Annotated in this window: 18 protein-coding genes; 16 read left to right on the top strand and 2 right to left on the bottom strand. The window is 40.3% G+C overall.

Annotated features, from left to right (window positions below; translation table 11 throughout):
- Positions 1–12: 12 nt before the first annotated feature.
- The 7 genes from KQ486_RS02735 to KQ486_RS02705 all read left to right on the top strand — a co-directional run bounded on the left by KQ486_RS02735 (position 13) and on the right by KQ486_RS02705 (position 7,731).
- Positions 13–1,101 (top strand): sialic acid TRAP transporter substrate-binding protein SiaP, encoded by a 1,089-nt coding sequence (locus tag KQ486_RS02735; protein WP_216686707.1) that lies wholly within the window; start codon positions 13–15, stop codon positions 1,099–1,101.
- A 25-nt stretch (positions 1,102–1,126) separates the two neighbouring features.
- Positions 1,127–1,603: a TRAP transporter small permease gene (locus KQ486_RS02730; protein WP_216686706.1), complete on the top strand. Its 477-nt coding sequence runs from the start codon at positions 1,127–1,129 to the stop codon at positions 1,601–1,603.
- Positions 1,604–2,881: a TRAP transporter large permease gene (locus KQ486_RS02725; RefSeq protein ID WP_216686705.1), complete on the top strand. Its 1,278-nt coding sequence runs from the start codon at positions 1,604–1,606 to the stop codon at positions 2,879–2,881.
- A 31-nt stretch (positions 2,882–2,912) separates the two neighbouring features.
- Positions 2,913–3,821, top strand: coding sequence for an ROK family protein (locus KQ486_RS02720; protein WP_274236399.1), 909 nt, complete (start codon positions 2,913–2,915; stop codon positions 3,819–3,821).
- Between the two features lie 399 nt (positions 3,822–4,220).
- Positions 4,221–4,859, top strand: a complete 639-nt coding sequence (locus tag KQ486_RS02715) for an SGNH/GDSL hydrolase family protein (RefSeq protein ID WP_144162756.1) — start codon at positions 4,221–4,223, stop codon at positions 4,857–4,859.
- A gap of 604 nt (positions 4,860–5,463) precedes the next feature.
- A complete protein-coding gene (locus tag KQ486_RS02710) occupies positions 5,464–6,375 on the top strand; it encodes a glycine betaine ABC transporter substrate-binding protein (protein ID WP_144162754.1) in 912 nt (303 codons plus the stop codon).
- A 207-nt stretch (positions 6,376–6,582) separates the two neighbouring features.
- A complete protein-coding gene (locus tag KQ486_RS02705; RefSeq protein WP_144162752.1) occupies positions 6,583–7,731 on the top strand; it encodes a dicarboxylate/amino acid:cation symporter in 1,149 nt (382 codons plus the stop codon).
- 58 nt (positions 7,732–7,789) lie between these two features.
- Here the strand turns inward: KQ486_RS02705 and KQ486_RS02700 are convergent, their stop codons facing one another.
- A complete protein-coding gene (locus tag KQ486_RS02700; RefSeq protein WP_216686703.1) occupies positions 7,790–8,680 on the bottom strand; it encodes a fructose bisphosphate aldolase in 891 nt (296 codons plus the stop codon).
- Positions 8,681–9,372: 692 nt separating this feature from the next.
- Between KQ486_RS02700 and KQ486_RS02695 the strand changes: the two genes are divergently transcribed.
- From KQ486_RS02695 to mqo, 7 genes are all read left to right on the top strand, one after another.
- Positions 9,373–10,512, top strand: a complete 1,140-nt coding sequence (locus KQ486_RS02695; RefSeq protein ID WP_216686702.1) for a TIGR04053 family radical SAM/SPASM domain-containing protein — start codon at positions 9,373–9,375, stop codon at positions 10,510–10,512.
- A 183-nt stretch (positions 10,513–10,695) separates the two neighbouring features.
- Positions 10,696–12,078, top strand: coding sequence for a YjiH family protein (locus KQ486_RS02690; RefSeq protein ID WP_216686701.1), 1,383 nt, complete (start codon positions 10,696–10,698; stop codon positions 12,076–12,078).
- 1,074 nt (positions 12,079–13,152) lie between these two features.
- Positions 13,153–14,349, top strand: a complete 1,197-nt coding sequence (locus tag KQ486_RS02685) for an aminotransferase-like domain-containing protein (protein ID WP_216686700.1) — start codon at positions 13,153–13,155, stop codon at positions 14,347–14,349.
- Between the two features lie 136 nt (positions 14,350–14,485).
- The gene (locus KQ486_RS02680; RefSeq protein ID WP_216686699.1) at positions 14,486–14,788 is read left to right on the top strand and encodes a phasin family protein; all 303 of its coding nucleotides are present in this window, start codon (positions 14,486–14,488) and stop codon (positions 14,786–14,788) included.
- A gap of 56 nt (positions 14,789–14,844) precedes the next feature.
- Entirely contained in the window at positions 14,845–16,503 is a 1,659-nt protein-coding gene (locus KQ486_RS02675; RefSeq protein ID WP_216686698.1) for an ABC1 kinase family protein, read from the top strand.
- Between the two features lie 65 nt (positions 16,504–16,568).
- Positions 16,569–17,465 (top strand): 3-hydroxyacyl-CoA dehydrogenase, encoded by an 897-nt coding sequence (locus KQ486_RS02670; RefSeq protein ID WP_216686697.1) that lies wholly within the window; start codon positions 16,569–16,571, stop codon positions 17,463–17,465.
- 204 nt (positions 17,466–17,669) lie between these two features.
- Positions 17,670–19,196 (top strand): malate dehydrogenase (quinone), encoded by a 1,527-nt coding sequence (gene mqo / locus KQ486_RS02665; protein ID WP_311379121.1) that lies wholly within the window; start codon positions 17,670–17,672, stop codon positions 19,194–19,196.
- Positions 19,197–19,261: 65 nt separating this feature from the next.
- Here the strand turns inward: mqo and KQ486_RS02660 are convergent, their stop codons facing one another.
- Positions 19,262–19,699, bottom strand: a complete 438-nt coding sequence (locus KQ486_RS02660; RefSeq protein WP_216686695.1) for a MarR family winged helix-turn-helix transcriptional regulator — start codon at positions 19,697–19,699, stop codon at positions 19,262–19,264.
- Positions 19,700–19,837: 138 nt separating this feature from the next.
- Between KQ486_RS02660 and KQ486_RS02655 the strand changes: the two genes are divergently transcribed.
- Together KQ486_RS02655 and KQ486_RS02650 are read left to right on the top strand one after the other, a co-directional pair.
- Positions 19,838–20,335, top strand: a complete 498-nt coding sequence (locus tag KQ486_RS02655) for a CarD family transcriptional regulator (RefSeq protein ID WP_144163725.1) — start codon at positions 19,838–19,840, stop codon at positions 20,333–20,335.
- Positions 20,336–20,443: 108 nt separating this feature from the next.
- Entirely contained in the window at positions 20,444–20,734 is a 291-nt protein-coding gene (locus KQ486_RS02650; protein ID WP_216686694.1) for a DUF3450 domain-containing protein, read from the top strand.
- Positions 20,735–20,765: the final 31 nt, after the last annotated feature.

Below are 20,765 nucleotides of genomic sequence, written 5' to 3'. Positions count from 1 at the left end.
GGAAGAAAAATTATGAAAAAAAGTTTGTTATTTTTCTTAAGTTTAGCTTTATTGTTGGTTATTGCAGCTTGTGGAGGTAGTGATGAAGATTCTTCTTCAGGGAGCGAAGGCGAAGAGAATGGGGAAGAAAGTAGTAGTGAAAGCAGCAGTGAAGATGGTGAAAGCAGTGAAGCATCCGGTGAATCGTATGAGTTGGAATTCGGTATGCAGCCAAACACACAGGCAAATGAGTACAAAGCTGCTGAGTTTTTAGCGGATTATGTTGAAAAAGAAAGTGATGGCCGTTTGACGGTAACCATCTTCCCAGATGCGCAATTAGGTAATGACCTGTCTATGCTTGGCCAATTGCAGGATGGAACGCTAGATATTACGCTTGCAGAGATGGGACGTTTCGGTGAGTGGATCCCACGTGCAGAACTATTGGCAATGCCTTATGTAATTGAGGATTTCGATCACATTAAAAACGTTGTATACAACACTGAATTCGGTGAAGAACTACGTGCTGAGTTAGTTGAAGAACATGGTATGCGTGTTATTGATAGTGCTTACAACGGAACGCGTGTAACATCTTCCAACTCTCCAATTGAGGAACTTGCTGACATGGAAGGTATGAGCCTTCGTGTACCAGAAGCACAAACATTGCTTGACTATGCTGAATACACAGGTGCAAACCCTACACCAATGGCTTTCGGTGAAGTTTACTTAGCACTACAAACCGGTCAGGTAGATGGACAGGAAAACCCGCTTCCAACAATTGAAGCACAGAGTTTCCATGAAGTTCAAGATTATATTGCGTTAACGAATCACGTTGTTAATGACAACACGTATGTGGTAAGTGAAAAGACCTATCAAGATCTTCCTGAAGATCTTCGCACAATTTTAGAAGAAGGAATTGATGCAGCAACAGATCATCATACGGAGTTATTCCAAACACAGGAAGATGAATTAATCTCCTTCTTTGAAGAAGAAGGCGTAACGATTACTGAGCCGGACTTAGATGAGTTCAGAGAAGCTGTTTCTGAAGCTTACCCTAGCTACTATGAAGATATCGGTGAAGATGCAGAGAAATATATGGAAGTTATTCAAGGGGCAGCGGAATAAACATAAACCATGAAGGTGATTATTCATGTTAAAGAAAATTTATGACAACTTAGAAGAAATAATCGGCAGTGCCCTATTTCTAATCATGTTAATTGTTTTAGTTGCTCAAACTCTGTCACGCCAAGGGGTCGGTGTTCCCTTGGTGTGGTCAGAGGAATTGAGTAAACTTCTTTTTATTTACGCAGGATATTTAGGCATTGTAGCTGGAATTAAAGATAAAGGTCACGTGGCAATTGATGTTTTCGTAAATAAGTTACCTGCTAAAATTCAAAAATGGGTTTATTTATTCAACCAATTATTGATTTTGGCTGCACTGATTACGGTGTTTTATATAAGTTTTACGGTCGTCGAAAGACAAGAACATTTAGAAATGGTAACCTTACAGATTTCGTATGTGTATATGTATGCGGCTCTACCAATTCTAACTGGATTAATGATCTTTCGTTTAATTGAGCGATTGATTAAAGAATGGCGTCAAAGTAAAGCAGCGGAGGTGGAATAGATGGAGATTGCGATTATTTTTATCATATGGATTCTGTTGCTCTTCATCGGAATTCCTGTCGGTTTTACGTTACTCATTGCTGCGCTTGCCTACTTTGCCTTAGGTGACTGGAACCTCATTTTTGCCTCTGCCGCTCAATTGATTGATGGGATTAATAATTTCACATTATTAGCTATACCTTTCTTTATATTGACGGGTACATTGATGAATGCTTCAGGAATTACCGATCGAATCTTCAACTTTGCATTAGCTTTGGTCGGACATATTCCGGGTGGAGTCGGACACGTGAACATTACAGCTAGTTTAATGTTCTCAGGAATGTCAGGTTCTTCATTGGCAGATGCAGGTGGCCTTGGCCAATTGGAAATTCGCACCATGCGTAAAGCGGGTTACCATGATGATTTTAATGGTGGCTTGACGGCAGCGACTTCCATTTTAAGTGGAATTATTCCACCAAGTTTGAACATGATCATTTATGCAGCCATCGCTAACGTGTCAGTTGCATCGATGTTCATTGCCGGGTTGGTTCCAGGTCTTTTAATCGCCATTGCTTTATTCGTGACGACATTTGTTATGGCGAAAAAACGCGGTTACAAAGTTCTTGAACGTGCGAATTTAAAAATAATCTGGAAACGTTTCTTGGAAGCGTTCTGGGCATTGCTTACACCTTTAATTATCATCGTAGGTATTTTCTCGGGGTTTTTCACACCGACTGAAGCTGCTGTTGTCAGTACGGTGTATGCCATGTTCCTTGGTTTCTTTATTTATAAAGAACTGACATTGAAAAAGGCATACGAAAACTTTGTTGAATCGTTTAAAATGACAGGTGTCGTCATCCTTATGCTTGCGGCGATTGAATTTTTCGGTCAATTCGTAGCAAGAGAGCGTGTGGCGATTAAAGTAGCTGACACATTTCTAGGAATTACCGAGGAACCGATTTTCTTATTATTATTGATCAGTTTACTCTTGATTATATTAGGAACGTTTATCGATGCGTTGGCATTGCTGGTTCTTGTTGTACCAGTATTGATTCCGGTCGTCACGAGTGTTGGAATCGATCCGATCTTTTTCGGTGCGTTCGTCATTCTAAACTTAATGATCGGTATTTTGACGCCTCCTATGGGAATGGCATTATTCGTCGTATCAAGGGTTGGTAATATACCGGTTGGAACCATGTACCGAGGTGTCCTACCATTTCTTATACCAATCGTTGTCGTTATGTTATTACTCGTCTTTCTCCCTGGAATCTCAACATTCCTCGTCGACATCTTAAGATAGTAATAATAGAAAATGAATGGAGGAAGGCAACGTGTTAGCAGGAGCAATTGATATAGGCGGAACAAGTATCAAATACGGTGTCTTGGATGATCATGGCAAGATTTTAAAGAAGGCAAAGATTCCAACGGACGTAAAAGGCGGCGGCCAAGCAATCCTTAATCAAGTGAAAAATCTTGTGTGGGAATTGCAAGCCGATCATAAACTTTCTGGTATAGCTGTCAGTACTGCTGGACAAATCAATCGTAAGGAAGGAACAGTCATTTATGCGACTGATTCGCTTCCAGGCTATACAGGTTTGAATATCAAACAGGAATTAGAATCTGAATTCGGTTTACCTGTCACAGTGGATAATGACGTCAACTGTGCAGCTGTTGGGGAGTATTGGAAAGGTGCAGCAAAGCAGGTTGATCAATTTCTTTGCATGACACTTGGCACAGGCATTGGCGGTGCGATTGTGATTAATGGAGAGATTTATGATGGAGCTGCTTATTCTGCTGGTGAATTTGGTCATATGAACCTTTATCCAGGAGGAGAGCCATGCACGTGCGGAGATGAAGGATGTTATGAACGATACGCTTCCAGTCAAGCTTTAAGTAAGCGGGCACGGAACATCATCGAAGACTATGATTCTTTACCGGATTTGTTTTGGCGAGCCAAAAATGAGGACAAGTTAGCAGAGTCTGTCATTAACCGCTGGGTAGATGATGTTGCCTTAGGAATCAAAACGTTGGTACATATCTTCAATCCACCCATGGTTGTCATCGGTGGAGGCGTTTCGGAGCAAGGAGATTATTTGCTGGAGAAACTGGAACAGCGAGTAAACAATCGTATTATGGTATCTTTTGAGAAATCCTTAACGATTAAACTTGCTCAAAACGGAAACGACGCCAACTTACAAGGTGCTGTCTATCAATTATTGCAATATATGAAGGAAATATAAGCACGACTCAAAAATCACTGCATAATGTAGTGATTTTTGTTTTATCCAATAACCATACTTGTTTTGGGCGCATTTAATTCGGTTTTGGGCGCATATTTATTTTATTTGGTCCCATAAGTTTCCGAATAGGTCGCATAAAGTTCAGTTGAGGGTGCATATCGAGAGGATCTGGCTCATATAACTGTAATTTGGGTGCATATAGTCATCTTTCTCGGGAATATTCATGCCAGGGCGCATATATCTTTTATGGGGGTGCATATCACCAAAAAGAAGTCACATATCATGCCAAATAGGTTACATAAATTCCGAATTTAAACCCATATAAGATAAAATAAGGGACATATAATCACGCTTCGGGTGCATATCAAAAAATATCAAGATAAGGTGGTACCGTTATTTATGAGAAAACGGATCGTTTGTTTTGGAGATTCGAATACTTGGGGATTAAATGCAGAAACAATGAGAAGATTTCCGGAAGAAGTCAGATGGCCTTGCCTTTTACAAGAAAAATTAGGTGATGAATATCAAATTATCGAAGAAGGGCTTCCTGGTCGGACAAGTGTCATGGACGATCCCTTACTAGAAGGAATGAACGGAATGGATTATATCGTTCCTTGTATAAAGAGCCATGCACCTGTAGAATTGGTCATCATTATGTTAGGAACGAATGATACGAAAGAACGGTTTGGACTGACGGCTCACAATATTGCTCAAGGTATTACTAGACTGGCTAAAAAGGCTCAACACGCACACAAGGAAATTTACAACAAATCAACTCAAGTATTAGTCATTGCCCCACCAGTAATCGGTTCAGACTATCAAAAGACTGAGGTCCGGAAGTCGATGGGTTTCAATTGTGACGTGAAATCGAGGGAGTTACCAGGTCACTTGAAAGCGTTTTTGGATGATACGAATCTATCTTTCTTGGATGCTAGTAAATCGATCACCATGAACCAAGTTGATTACATGCACTTAAATGAAAACGGTCATAAACAATTAAGCGAGCTCGTATTAGAAAAGGTTCGTTTCTTACTGTAAATGATTCAAATGGTGAAAAAAACTCGAAGACCTAGGACCGAATTTGGAAGGCACTAGAGTCGATCTGGTCGTACCATCTTAAATGGAAATTGAATCGGTTGAAAAACTTAAACCTACTGAATAATATCTATTATAATCTAGTTCAAAATATCGAAAATAGCACCCTACCATGAAAAAGTAAATGGTAGGGTGTTATTTTATGTGTTTAAGAAGGCGTGTTTTTTCTGGACCCTTATTATTAAAATCGCTGGAAAGACGGAGAATCAGCACAAAAGGTTCTATTTATAGCCATCTCATTATTACAAGGTTTTCTACTGATTTCTCTGATTTATTAAGTTAGTCTGCTAAAGCACCGAGACTATTCAGTAGCTATTTAGATGATTTCAACGCTATCTTTTATTATTTCAGAATAAGATGTGTATCTAACAGGTTAGTAGCTCATTTGCTGAATAAACCCCGAAAATGCGAATTGTTTAGAAAATTAAAACACTGTAACATTAAAGGGTGGGTAGAGATAAAGATTAAGGAGGGTTTTGATCGATCTCTTTTAATATACTTAAAATCTCAAAAAGAATTTAAATAAGAAAGGAAGAAATAGTTTATTATGATGAAACTGAAAAAATTAGGAATTGTTGCTGGATTATCATTGGCATTAGTTGCTTGTGGTGGAGAAGATGCAGATGAAAGTAGTGCGGAAAGTGAATCAAATGGCGATGTGAATGTTGGTGAAGAAGTTGAGTACACCATCACTGGGATTGAGCCTGGCGCTGGAATTTCCCAGGCGACAAATAAGGCGTTGGAAGAGTATGACAACCTTGAGGGTTGGACACATGAAGAATCCTCTACAGCAGCCATGTTGACGGAACTAGGTGAAGCGCTTGATAATGAAGAAGAAATTATTGTAGCAGCTTGGAACCCGCATTATATGTTCGCAAAGTATGACATTAAATATATTGATGATCCAAAAGGTGTCTACGGTGGGGAAGAATATATCACTACAATTGCTCGTAAAGGGTTAAAAGAAGACATGCCTGAAGCGTATGAAATTCTTGATAATTTCTTCTGGGAAGTAGACGATATGGAATCGATCATGCTAGCAGCTCAAGAAAAAGACTTTGAAGAAGCAGCACAAGATTGGGTTGACGAAAACCAAGAAACAGTCGATAGCTGGTCTGAAGGTGTAGACTCTGTTGATGGTCAGGATATTGAGTTAGCGTTGACTCCATGGGATTCTGAACGTGCATCTGCCCATGTCGCTAAAATTGCCTTGGAATCTAAAGGGTTTAATGTAACATTGACACCCGTTGATCCACAAATCGTTTTCCAAGCTGTATCTGCTGGAGACGCAGATGCTTCTTTAGCTCCTTGGATGCCGCAAACGCACAGGGATTTCTACGAAAAATATGAAGGCGAATATGAAGATTTAGGGAAGAACCTAGAAGGTGCGAAAATAGGTTTAGGTGTACCGACTTACATGGATATTGACTCGATTGAAGACTTAGAACCTAAAAAATAATAGAATAGAAAATTCATAAAGAAGCCAGGAAACTAATGTCACAATGAATATTTCCTGGCTTCTTTTTTTATATTCTGAAACATAACATGATACAATAGCAGATTATACTTATATTAAAAGCAAAATTAATGAAGGTATACGAATTTATTCTTGTCGTGATTTTGTTTCAATGCTATACTACGTCAAAAATGGAAACGGGGAATTCACGTGAAGTTAATAGTAAAATTACTAATTGGAGTGATTTTGGGAATTGCTGTAGGCTTGGTTGCTCCTGAATTTCTAATTCGTATCATCGTTACATTTAAAGAAATTTTTGGCCAATTTTTAGGATTTACAATTCCGTTGATTATCGTTTTTTTCATTATTAGTGGACTAGCGAGCTTTGGGAAGGAATCGGGGAAGATGCTCGGCGTGACTTCCGCGATTGCATATTCATCAACAGTTCTAGCGGGTACACTGGCATTTTTTATTGCAATTATTATTATCCCGATGCTTGTGAATGAAGGTGGAGGAAGTGCTGAAGAGACTGCTGGCTTTGAACCATTCTTTGAGTTGACAATTGATCCAATTATGGGAGTCATGACAGCGCTTGTATTGGCTTTTGTTTTCGGTATAGGAATTACGCGCATACATACTCCAACAATTAGAGCGTTTTTTGACGAAGGTAAAGAAATTGTCGAGCGGTTGATCTGGAAAATTATCATTCCGCTCTTACCGTTTTACATCGCGAGTATTTTTGGTGAGCTAGCTGCCGATGGGGCGGTGTTCAGAACGCTTCAGACATTCGGAGTCGTCCTCATCATGGCAGTTATCGTTCATTGGATTTGGATATTGATTTTGTATGTAGTTGCTGGAGGGATTACTGGAAGAAATCCATTCCGTGCGTTAAAGACGATGTTACCAGCTTACTTTACCGGGTTAGGAACAATGTCTAGTGCGGCAACGATTCCAGTAACTGTAAGACAATCAAAGCAAAACAATGTCGTTGATGGAGTAGCGGACTCAGCGGTCCCATTAAGTGCAACGATTCACTTAGCAGGTAGTACAATTACAATCGTTACATGCTCCGTCGCGGTTATGATGTTGACTGAAGGGCTTTCTCTACCAAGCTTCGCTACAATGCTTCCATTTATTATGATGCTAGGAATCATTATGATTGCTGCACCGGGTGTGCCAGGTGGAGCGGTTATGGCTGCTTTAGGATTACTTGGTAGCATGCTAGGATTTGGCGAAACAGCACTAGGTCTAATGATTGCGTTGTACATGGCGCAAGACAGTTTCGGTACAGCTGCAAACGTTACTGGTGACGGTGCAATCGCCATAATGGTCGACAAGTTTACAAAGAAGTTAAACTAAATAAATAAAAAACAAACCTGAGCCTTCAAATGAAGGCTCAGGTTTATTAAATGTTACGTTATTTTTTATTCACAGAAGCATCATAGATGGAGTCAACGGCTTCTTGAAGTGTTTTATTGAATTCTTCATCTGTTTGATCGACATTCAATTCACTGACAAGTGCACGAGAGAAACTGGCAAGCATGCCATCATTCTCTTTTAATTTTTCATTAGCTTCTTCACGTGAATAACCACCAGAAAGGGCGACGAAACGAACAACACGAGGGTGTTCAATCAACTCTTTATAAAGGTTGACCTTTGTCGGGATAGTCAGTTTAAGCATAATGTTTTCGTCTTCAGATAGTTCGTTGACATGTTTAAGGATTTCTTGATTCAATATCTCTTCACATTTCTCTTTATCAGAACTATTGATATCGACTTCTGGCTCAACGATTGGAACTAGCCCAGCGTCAATAATTTGTTTCGCTACTTCAAACTGCTGGTCGACAACCGCTTTAATTCCCTCTTCATTCGGCTCATGGATGACTGAACGCATTTTCGTCCCAAACATATTACGTTCATTCGCACGACGTAATAGCTCATCTAGCTCAGGCATAGGCTTCATCATTTGAACGCCATTTTCTTTTTCAGCTAATCCCTTATCGACTTTCAAAAATGGAACAATGCCTTTATCTGCTAGGTAATCGCCCGTATATTTACCTTCGACTTTGCGATCCATCGTTTGTTCGAAAAGAATTGCACCTAAAATTTTATCCGAAGAAAACGCTGGTGAAGTGACGATTCTTGTCCGAAGTTCATGGACAAGATCAAACATTTCATCCTCGTTTGAATAAGCATCCTCTTGAATACCGTAAGCAGCAAGTGCTTTTGGTGTACTGCCACCACTTTGGTCCAATGCAGCAACGAATCCATCATCATTTTTCATTCTGTTGAAATGATTTTCGTTCATTTAAACTCACTCCTATTATTGATTGTCTTTGCCCTCTCATTATTCTAACATTTTCTGACCATCTAATACAGCCACATCCTAAGGAATACACGTAATCAGTCGGGTCTATGACGTATCAGCTGCATATGCTCACGCCTATCCGCTCAAGCGGCGTTGAAATTACAGCGGAAAGTCTTATAGATGCGTTCTATACCCCTCGAGTGTCGAAAAAAACGTGGTGGAAAGCCTTATAGATACGTTCTATACCCTTGAGTGTCGAAAAAAATGTGTTGGAAAGTCTTATAGAAGCCTTCTATACCCCCGAGCGTCGAAAAAAATGTGTTGGAAAGTCTTATAGATGCGTTCTATACCCTCGAGTGTCGAAAAAAACGTGGTGGAAAGTCTTATAGAAGCCTTCTATACTCCCGAGCGTCGAAAAAAACGTGTTGGAAAGTCCTATAGAAGCAGTCTATACCCCCGAATGAAGAAAAAAATCCGACGGAAAGTCTTATAGAGATGTTCTATCCCTTCGAGCAACGACAAAATTGATAGGAAAAGTCCTATAGAGCTTTTTTACGTTCTCCCATTCATCTTATTTTTATAAAAAATGTTCCAGTTGAACTGTGATTTGAATCATATCAGCCAATGAAAATAGCTGATACGATGAAATCAAATGTAAAGACTATTTGTTCATCCATTAGGAGGAATGTGTCATGTTTCAGCGAGATTATGATCAAGATCCGTTTATTGTCATATGGGAATTAACAAGAGCTTGTGCACTGAAATGTTTACATTGTAGAGCAGATGCGCAGTATTACCGAGATCCTAGAGAATTGACATTTGAACAAGGTAAGAAGTTAATTGATGATATATATGAGATGAATAATCCAATGCTTGTTTTTACCGGAGGAGACCCATTGGAACGAGAAGACGTTTTTGACATTGCAGAGTATGCTGTAAAAAAAGGCGTTCGTGTATCGATGACACCGTCTGCAACACCGAATGTCACCAAGGAAGCGATGAATAAGGCAAAAGAAGTCGGGCTGTCTCGTTGGGCGTTCAGTTTAGACGGACATAATGCAGAAGTGCACGACTTTTTCAGAGGGACGAGAGGGTCATTCGATTTGACGATGAAATCAATCGATCATTTAAAGTCACTTGGAATGCCATTACAAATCAATACCGTTATTTCAAACTATAATATCGACTATTTAGAAGAAATGGCCGCATTGATGGAAGAATTGGAATGTGTTCTTTGGAGTGTGTTCTTTCTTGTTCCGATTGGACGGGGCCAAAGAGATGATATGATTTCCCCAGCCGACCATGAACGTGTTTTTCGTTGGTTGTATGAATACTCAAAACGTGCTCCATTCGATATTAAAACAACAGCAGGTCAGCATTACCGTCGTGTCGTCATCCAACAAAAAATGCGCGAAAAAGTAGCTAACTCAAACGGGATTGCCTATGAAGATGCTTTAAACAAAGGTATGACTGGGAGCATTGATGGTTTAGGTCGAGCACCGAAAGGCGTCAATGACGGAAATGGGTTTATTTTTATTTCACATATCGGCGAAGTTTTTCCAAGTGGACTGCTTCCGATCAAAGTCGGAAATGTGAAGGAGCAATCATTAAAAGAGATCTATCGTGAATCCGATGTGCTGAAAAATTTACGGAATCCTGATCAATATAAAGGGAAATGTGGTGTATGCGAGTTCAGACATGTGTGTGGTGGCTCACGTTCTCGTGCTTATGCGATGACCGGTGACTACATGGAAAGTGAACCCTATTGCGTGTATATTCCAAAAGCGATGCGTGAGGAAAAGAAGAGAGCTAGAAAAATTTCGAATGAATAATTATACTTTCATGTAAAAATAGTTATATGTAGAGCGCCTTAGATAGGCGCTCTTTTTTATGTAATTTAAAAAGTATGAGAGTGAAGAAATAAATTTATTTATAAAATAGTATTGATTATTTATACATAAATATGATACATTATTCAAAATGATAAAAACGAAGAGGGCAGAAGGAGGATCACGATGGAAAAAGTTCAGCACGTTGAACAGTTCGGTGTGAAGAAAGGGTACTCAGTAAAACAAACCTTGAAATTTTTAGTCCCATCACTCATTGGGGTGCTTTTATTTTTAGTGCCTCTCTCAGTGGACGGAACGGTAACGATCGGCCTTGGTGTTATGGCTGATGCGCTGCAAGCAGCAGTTGCCGACTATATTCCGCTGTTTATTACGGCAGTTGTTGTCTTGTCTGCCCTGGCTACAGTATGGATAAAAAGCGTTCCAATCAATGCGGTGAAAAACAGTTCTTTTTTGACAGGTCTCTTGGATGTATCGCCAATTTGGTTGGTACTTCGTATTTTCGGAGCAATTTTTGCCGTTCTCACCTTGACTGAACTCGGACCGGAAGTTATTTGGTCAGGGTTGACGGGAGGTACGGTATTATTTGATTTAGGACCAGTTTTGATGGTTTGGTTTTTATTTGCATGTTTATTCATGCCTTTGTTATTGCAATTCGGCTTAATGGATTTTATCGGAACCGTCGTGCGTAAAGTGATGGCGCCATTATTCAAGCTTCCTGGACGTTCATCCATTGATGCGCTTGCTTCGTGGATGGGGAGCGGAACCGTTGGTGTGCTGCTAACGACTCAACAATATGAATCCGGTTATTATACAAAAAGAGAAGCGGCTGTCGTGGCAACGAATTTTTCAATCGCTTCAATTGCATTTAGCTTAGTCATTGCACGTTTCTTAAGTATTGATCACATGTTCGTTCAATTTTATGCAACGGTGGTTGTTTGTGGAGTTGTCGCTGCAGTAGTTTGTCCGAGAATCCCTCCTCTTTCATGGAAAAAAGATACGTATTATGGACCCGTAGGCAAGCAAATTAATGAAGAAGTACCTGATGGAATTTCAACACTTCAATGGGGTTTTCAAAAAGCAGTGGAAAAAGCAGAAGGAGTTAAAAGCTATAAAAGTGTCGTCAAAAGCGGCGTGCAAAATGTCATTGATATTTGGTTCTCCTTAATTCCTCTCGTTATGGCACTCGGTACGATCGCATTGATGATTGCTGAATTTACACCAATCTTTGATTATTTATCCTATCCATTCGTTCCATTGCTTCAGGTTTTGCAAATTCCTGAAGCACAGGCAGCCGCTCCGGCCATGCTCGTCGGATTTGCCGATATGTTCTTACCAGCTGTTGTCGGAAGTGGAATCGAATCCGAATTGACCCGTTTTGTCATCGGAGTCATGTCGTTATCACAACTCATTTACATGTCCGAAATTGGTATTTTGTTGATTAAATCGAAAATACCTGTATCGTTTGGTCAGCTCTTTATCATTTTCGTTCAACGTACGGTAATAACATTGCCGATCGCTGCTTTAATGGCTCATGTATTATTCTTTTAAATCTGTAATTGAAAGTTAACGGTAACTCCTTTATCTTTAGAACAGAAGGTGTTCAAATTTTTGAATACTTTCTGTTCGTTTTTTTGTGAGGTGGAACAACGGGACGAAAACTTGGCAAGGGGACCATATATTTAAGATTTGGGTCCATATATTCCCGCGTCGGGCTCATAAATAGCACACCAGGGTGCATATCCACGTAGTTTGGGAGCATATCACAATCGCCGGGGCGCATATTTTCAAAAATAGGTCGCATATCCTGGTTAAACGACCCATCTTCTCCACGAAAAATAGGAGCGGCCCATATATTTAGGATTCGGGTCCATATATTGGCGCACTGGTCTCATAAACCGCACACCAGGGTGCATATCCGCAAGATGTGGGAGCATATCACAATCGCCGGGGCGCATATTTTCAAAAATAGGTCGCATATCTCTGGCAAACGATCCATCTTTTCCACGAAAAATAGGAGCGGACCATATATTTAAGATTTGGGACCATATAATACCGCGCCGGTCGCATAAACCGCACACCAGGGTGCATATCCACATAGTGTGGGAGCATATCGGAATCGCCGGGGCGCATATTTTCAGGAATAGGTCGCATAAGCCGGGCAAATGATCCGTCTTTTCCACGAAAACTAGACGGGGCCCATATATTTAGGATTCGGATCCATATAATACCGCGCCGGTCGCATAAACCGCACACCAGGGTGCATATCCACATAGTGTGGGAGCATATCGGAATCGCCGGGGCGCATATTTTCATAAATAGGTCGCATATCCCGGTTAAACGATCCATCTTCTCCACGAAAAATAGGAGCGGCCCATATAATTAGGATTCGGGTCCATATATTACCGCATCGGTCGCATAAATTGCACACCAGGGTGCATATCCACATAGTGTGGGAGCATATCACAATCGCTGGGACGTATATTTTCAAAAATAGGTCGCATAACGCAATGTCCCATCGAACAAAAACAGAGCAAAAATAAATTATACACTTGCAGAATACGTTTATATTAAAGAAAATAGTGATCAACTTAACGAAAAACCGAATGGAAGGGTGAATACATAATGGAACCTGAATCATTTTTCACCAAAAATACGAAAGCTGCTCTTAAGCATGATCCGCCTGGCGAATGGATGCCTCCTGTTCCGGATCATAGCATACCGCTTAATGCGGGTTATCCAGCGCATAGTCTCGTTCCGTATGAAGAGATGAATGAGGCAGTGAAGGATTTAATTGAGGAGGAGAAAGACCTCCCTTTTCAGTATTTGGGTAGTAAGAAAGTAAATACGGTGAAAAAATTTGTTCGTGAGCGATTGGCTGAACGGGGAGTTGTCCTCCTGGAGAAAGAGATTCTCGTGACAGCGGGTGCCATTCAGGGGATTGACTTAATCGCAAGGACATTTATTGACCGCGATACATGGATTGTCGTCGAATCCCCAAGTTATATGGAAGGCTTGGAAACATTCCGTAATTATACAGATCATTACATCACTGTTCCTATCGATGAAAATGGAATGCAAACAGAAGAGCTTGAAAAAACATTGAAAGACCGAAAAGAGAAGAACCTGCCGATGCCGAAACTAGTGTACACGATTCCGAGCTTTCATAATCCATCAGGAACAACGATGTCGATCGATCGTCGAAGGCATTTATTGGAACTTGCAAGTGAGTTTGATTTTTTGATTATTGAAGATGATGCCTACGGTGAACTGTATTTCGGCGAACGACCTACACCAATTAAAGCAATGGATAGCGGAAGTCGCGTGTTCTATATCGGATCCTTTTCCAAAATCGTGGCTCCCGGATTGCGTGTCGGCTATGTCGCTGCAAGAAGTGATTTACTCGAGCCGCTCGCTTGGTTTAAAAAAGACTTAGGTCATCCGTTTGCCGAGGCAACACTGGGTTCATATCTATCTCAAACAGATATGAAAAAACGATTCGAGATGCTTCGAAAAGTCTATCAACAAAATTGCAAAACCTTAATCTCATCGCTTGAAAAGTATATGGGAGATATTGCCACATGGAAAAATCCTTCTGGAGGATATTTTGTATGGGTGCATGTACCAGGTGTGGATACATCAAAAATATTGAATGAGGCGATGCAAGCAGGTGTTGCCTATGTCCCTGGTAAGCATTTTTTCGTTCATGAACAAGAAGGTTTATCCTATTTGCGGCTATCTTTTAGCTATGTCAGCCGTGAAGAAATGGTAACAGCTGTTGAAAAGTTAAGCCAAGTCATTAAAAAGCATATAGATCAATAGAAAAAAGGATTCGTCTGTGGAGCATTCACACACGAATCCTTTTTCAATTGCTAACTTTTACTCACAAAGTTTCCGTTTGTTTTGTATAGGGTATTGTCAACACAAAGACAAAATTGATCGGGAGGCGTTTGTCGACATGAGCGACTTATTCAAGAAAGGCTTATCAATCGGTGCAGGACTGGCAGCTGTCGGGAAAGAGCAAGCTGATAAAATTTTAAAAGAATTGCGTGAAAAAGGGGAGCTATCCCAACAAGAGTCGAACAGTTTATTATCAGAGATTGAGTCGAAGGGCGAACAAAGCCAAGAAGAGTGGAACCAGAAAGCACAAGCGAAATTGAAAAAGAAGCTTGAAGAATTAGATGTGCCAACACGAGAGGATTATGAGCGATTGGAAAACCGTCTTCATCAGTTGGAACGCCAGCTCAATAAGGATCAGTAAAAGGTTTTGGAAATGGAAAGGAGGGGATAAGAATTATTCGAAAGCAGATGCGTCATATGGCTAGATATCGGGATATTGCTACAGCCTTTACGAAAAATGGTTTTGGCTATTTCGTAAGGGAATTAGGTTTGGACCGTGTTTTTTCATTGCCTCGTCGCTTATTGGTCAATCGTGATCAAAATTTGGAGGATAAAACGGTTGGTGAACGAATACGCCAATTTTTAGAAGATCTTGGACCGACGTTCATTAAAGTCGGGCAACTTGCGAGCACGCGACCAGATTTGATTCCAAAAGATATCCGAATGGAATTATCGAAACTTCAAGACCATATATCTCCTGTTCCCTTTGAACAAGTGAGGAAGATTATTGAGGATGAACTGGAAGGGGAAATGGAAGAACTATTCTATTCATTCGAAGAGTCACCTTTAGGCGTTGCATCGATTGGGCAAGTACATGAAGCTGTTCTCCCAACTGGTGAGAAAGTAGCCGTGAAAGTCCAACGTCCCAATGTCGGTAAACAAGTACATATCGACTTGGAAATCCTTCATGAAATGGCAGAGCGGGCAGAAAAGCGCTTAGACTGGGCGAAGCGCTATCAGGTTGTCGATGTGGTCGAAGAATTTAAAAAATCCATTACGAGTGAATTGGATTATGAGCATGAAGGCCGGAATGCAGATCTGATGGCCAAACAGTTTGAAGACGACCCGCAAGTGTATATTCCAGAAATATATTGGGATTATACAACCAAAAAAGTGCTGACGATGGAATATGTTGAAGGCATTAAATTAAATGACCAAGAAGGTTTAGCGCAAGCACAATGTGATAATAAGTGGCTCGCTGAAAAACTCGTCCAAGCCATATTTTATCAAATGTTTGAAGACGGTTATTTTCATGCCGACCCTCATATCGGAAACTTTTTTGCATTACCTGAAGAAAACGGAATTGCCTTCATGGACTTCGGATTGGTAGGAAGACTATCAAAGGATATGCAACGAAATCTCGCTTCGATCGTCATTGCTATGACAAGCCAAGACACAAAAAAGATGACTCGAGCAATGAAACGCATGGGAGTCGTTCCCGCCGATATTGATGAGCATGAATGGGAAGGTGATGTCGACCAATTCCTCATCAAATATTATGACGTTCCATTCAGTGAAATCAGTTTAGGGCAATCGATTACCGATATGTTTCAAATCGCTCATAAACATCAAATTGAAGTGCCCTCTGATTTCACGCTAATCGGAAAAACGATGCTGACATTAGAAGGTGTCGTTGCCCAGTTGGATCCGGACTTCAGTATCATCACAGCTGCTGAACCATTTGGTCGAAAACTAATAAGAGATAAGTACCATCCGAAGCGGTTTGCAAAAGAGATCTATGATCAAGTCGATGAGTACGCCGATGTCATTGAAGAGATGCCAGAAATTGTTAGAGAGCTGACGGCATTAGCGAAGGAACGTAAGATACCTGTCGAGTTAAGAATTCCGGCATTGAACTATATTTTGTCAAAAATGGATCGAGTCAGTAATTTATTATCCTTCAGTATCATCTTGTTAGCATTCAGTTTGATTATGACCGGTATCATCATCGGTTCTGCCATTGCCGGCCAAGGCTCTGTACTATGGGATATACCCGCTCTTGAAATTGGCTTTGTGATCGCTGTCGGCATGCTGGCATGGATGATCTACTCGATATTCCGTTCTGGACGTTTTTAGTGGAAAAACAAAATAGTTATTGTAAAATAGTATTGTAATAAAACTTTTCACAAGGAGATGTTTCAATGAGCTTTAAAAATATAACAGTAGCAGGAAGCGGCGTATTAGGTAGTCAAATTGCCTATCAAACAGCTTTTCATGGATTCACTGTTTCAGTGTATGACATTAACGATGAAGCAATTGAAAAAGCAAAAGAACGCTATCAAAAATGGATGCAGCGTTATCAAGAAGATCTTGATGCAACGAAAGAAGAGACGCAGCAAGCCTATGAACGCATTACCTTTTTTACAGATCTGAAGGAAGCAACGAAGGATGCAGACTTAGTGATTGAAGCTGTACCAGAAAGAACAGATATCAAAATTAACTTTTATAACAAACTAGCAGAAGTTGCTCCAGAAAAAACGGTCTTTGTGACCAACTCATCCACATTGCTACCAAGCGATTTTGCAGAAGCGACAGGTCGTCCGGAAAAATTCCTCGCCTTGCACTTTGCCAACGAAATTTGGATCAATAATACGGCGGAAGTCATGAGACATAAAAAGACGAATATGGACCATTTTTACGAAGTTGTTGAATTTGCAAAAGAAATCGGTATGGTCCCACTAGAGCTACACAAAGAACAGCCAGGGTATATTTTAAATAGCTTGCTTGTACCCTTCTTGAATTCAGGCTTGTCGCTTTTAGTGAATGAAGTATCTGATGTTGAAACAATCGATAAAACATGGATGATTGCCACGGGCGCACCAAGAGGCCCAATGGGAACATTAGACATTATCGGCATGACGACCCCATACAACATTAACGCTCAAAAAGGTCAACATGGTGATCCAGACTCCCAGAAGATTGCAGATTATCTAAAAGAAAACTATATCGACAAAGGAAAAATGGGCATTTCATCAGGAGAAGGGTTTTACACGTACCCAAACCCATCTTATCAAGATCCAGATTTCTTGAAAAAGTAGGACCAATTAAGGATAGCGTATAACCTTTTTCGATAAAGAGGTTATACGCTTTTTCTTAAATTTGATTGACAATGTGTCACAAAACACACAAGAGGTATTTAAGCATGTAAATATTTGTGATATAATATATAACGTTTATAAGTTATGTTTGAATAATAAAATTGTGCTGAAGGACAGCGCTTACATAAGCGAACACTCACTACAATATGCAAGGGAAGGTTACTTATGAGTGAAACAACAAATAAATCAGATGTGATTTTGATTGGCGCAGGAATCATGAGTGCGACATTGGGATCTATTTTAAAAGAATTGGCTCCGGAAATGAGCATTAAAGTGTTTGAAAAGCTGGACAGCCCTGGTGCAGAAAGCTCTAACGAATGGAATAATGCTGGTACGGGCCATTCAGCCTTATGCGAGCTGAACTATACACCAGAAAAGCCGGACGGAACAATCGAAACGGCAAAAGCCTTGAAAATCAACGAACAATTCCAAGAGTCGAGACAGTTTTGGTCTTATTTAGTTGAGAAGGGACTCATGGATCAACCGAGAGAGTTCTTGATTCAGCTACCACATATGAGCATTGTTCATGGAAAAGAAAATGTCGAGTACTTGAAAAAGCGGTATGAAGCATTAGTCGATAACCCGCTATTTGAAAATATGGAGTTCTCTGATGACCCTGAACAATTGAAGGAATGGATTCCGTTAATGATGAAAGAACGCGAAGTTAGTGAACCCATTGCTGCAACACGTATCGACGATGGAACAGATGTCAACTTTGGTGCGTTGACGCGTAAATTGTTCGAACACCTGGAAACCCAAGGCGTTGACCTTCGTTACAAGCATAGTGTCGACGAACTTGAACAAAACGAAGATGGCACATGGGAAGTGAAAGTTCGAAACGTCGCAAGCGGAAACGTCACCTTCCATGAAGCGAACTTCGTGTTTATCGGTGCCGGTGGCGGAAGTATCCATTTACTTCAAAAGACAGGCATTCCAGGCAGTAAAGGTGTAGGCGGATTCCCGGTCAGTGGGGAGTTCCTTTACACACAAAAACCAGAACTAGTTAAAGAACACTATGCGAAAGTGTATGGAAAAGCACCAGTTGGAGCACCACCGATGTCCGTTCCACACTTGGATACACGTATGATCGAAGGGAAGGAGTCATTGCTTTTCGGTCCGTTTGCGGGCTGGTCTCCGAAATTTTTGAAGACGGGATCAAACGCAGACTTGTTCAGTTCGATTAAACCGAATAACCTAACGACGATGTTAGCGGGAGGAATGAAAAACTTCACGCTCACCAAATATCTCATTTCTCAACTAATGTTATCGAAAGAGAAGCGGATGGATCAGTTGCGTGAGTTTATCCCGACAGCGAAAGATGAAGATTGGGAAATGACAACAGCTGGACAGCGTGTACAAATTATCAAAGATACAGAAGAAGGTAAAGGAATCCTGAAATTTGGTACGGAAGTGGTCAGTTCGGAAGACGGTTCGATGGCAGCTTTACTAGGTGCATCACCAGGAGCGTCAACTGCTGTCTCCATTATGTTCGAATTGATTGAAACATGCTTCCCGGATCGTGTTGAAGAGTGGAAACCGAAATTAAAAGAAATGGTTCCATCCTACGGTCAGTCATTGAGGGACAATCCAGAGCTTGTACGTGAAATGAAAGAGTTTACTGCTAAAAAATTAGATTTTCATGACGTTGAGTTTGAAGCAACTCATTCATAATAAAAAGGAGCATCAACTGTCGAAGTGACAGTTCATGCTCCTTTTTTATGTACAATTGAAAAAATCTATTGTTCGATTCCCCAGTTCATCTTTAAGATATCTTTTAGCTGTTCTAGTCGTTCTTGACCAATGTGCTCGGCAATTTCCTTTTCTAAATTCGCTTGTAATTGCGCATTTTTTTCATAGCATTCTTTTCCGAAAGTTGTTAGTTGAATACGTTTTTCTTTTCGATTGTTTTCTTGTTCGCCTACTTCAACAAGTCCTTTTTCTTGAAGCTGCTTGATGAACTTATGGGTTGCTTGGCGGGTAATATCGACGCTTTTGGATATAAAGGAAACGGTTGTTTCTTTCTCCTGGTATATTCGTAACAATATAAACCATTCAGATTTTGAAATGGGGAGTTCGTGGTGACTATTCCACTGTGCTTCAGATATTTTACGTAATTTTAAATACCTTTCACTGATTAAATCAAGTAAATCTAATTGATGTAAGTTGAAGCTCACTCTGTTCACTCCTATTTTATTTTCTTAAGCTACTATACAAAAAGATGGGCATTAAATCAACTTAGTTGACAAAAAAGTTTTAAAGAGATATACTTAAAGTAAACTAAGTTGACAATTCAACATAAGGGAGCCAATATAATGCTGAGCATTGGAGATTTGATTGTTTATTCATCACATGGAATTTGTCGGGTAGAAGATATTTGTGATCAAACGTATGGTGGCGTTACGAAGAAGTATTACATGTTACAGCCGGTTGATAATGATCAGAATTTGACAATTCATGCTCCTGTTGAAAGTAAACAAAAAAACATGCAACGAATCATGAACAGATCAGAAGCTGAAAAAGTCATCGAAACTTTCAGTGGAGAAGGGGTTGAATGGATTGAAAGACCCCAACAAAGAACGAGAGATTATAAAAGTATTTTGAATCAAGGTGACCGCTTGGAAATTGCGAAGGTAGCAAGTACGTTGTTACGCAAGAAGCAAGAAACAGAAGAAGAAGGCCGAAAGTTTAGTGAGCTGGATGGCAAACTGCTGAAAAACATCCAAGACATTCTGTTTAGAGAAGTCGCTATTGTTTTGAACAAACCATATGAAAAAGTCGTGAAACGAATCGATGAATTAGTTGCACAATAAATCGATGAAATAAATATACAAATGAAGCTTGAGATCAAAATGTGTGATTGAACATACATTTAGTCTCAAGCTTTTTTTTGCGTGTAGTTTAGTATAATAGGTTGCCTGTTGAAACATTTCAATAAACGAAACCGCCTTGTCGGGTGGTTGGAACGGTTTATCGAGCGGTTGGAACGGTTTATCGAGCGGCTGGAACGGTTTATCGAGCGGCTGGAACGGTTTATCGAGCGGCTGGAACGGTTTATCGAGCGGCTGGAACGGTTTATCGAGCGGTTGGAACAGTTTATCGAGCGGTTGGAACAGTTTATCGAGCGGCTCGCACAAATTTACGAACTCATGATAGTACCCACCAAAAAGCCGATAAGTCTCCGTCAAGTTCATTTCATCGCTTCATTTTAAATACGGGTTATGATTAAATTATTAAGCGAGG

This window comes from Allobacillus halotolerans (assembly GCF_018967645.1).
Lineage (GTDB): Bacteria > Bacillota > Bacilli > Bacillales > Alkalibacillaceae > Allobacillus > Allobacillus halotolerans.
The sequence above is the reverse complement of the archived record's forward strand: the minus strand, read 5'-3'. Positions and strand labels throughout refer to the sequence as shown.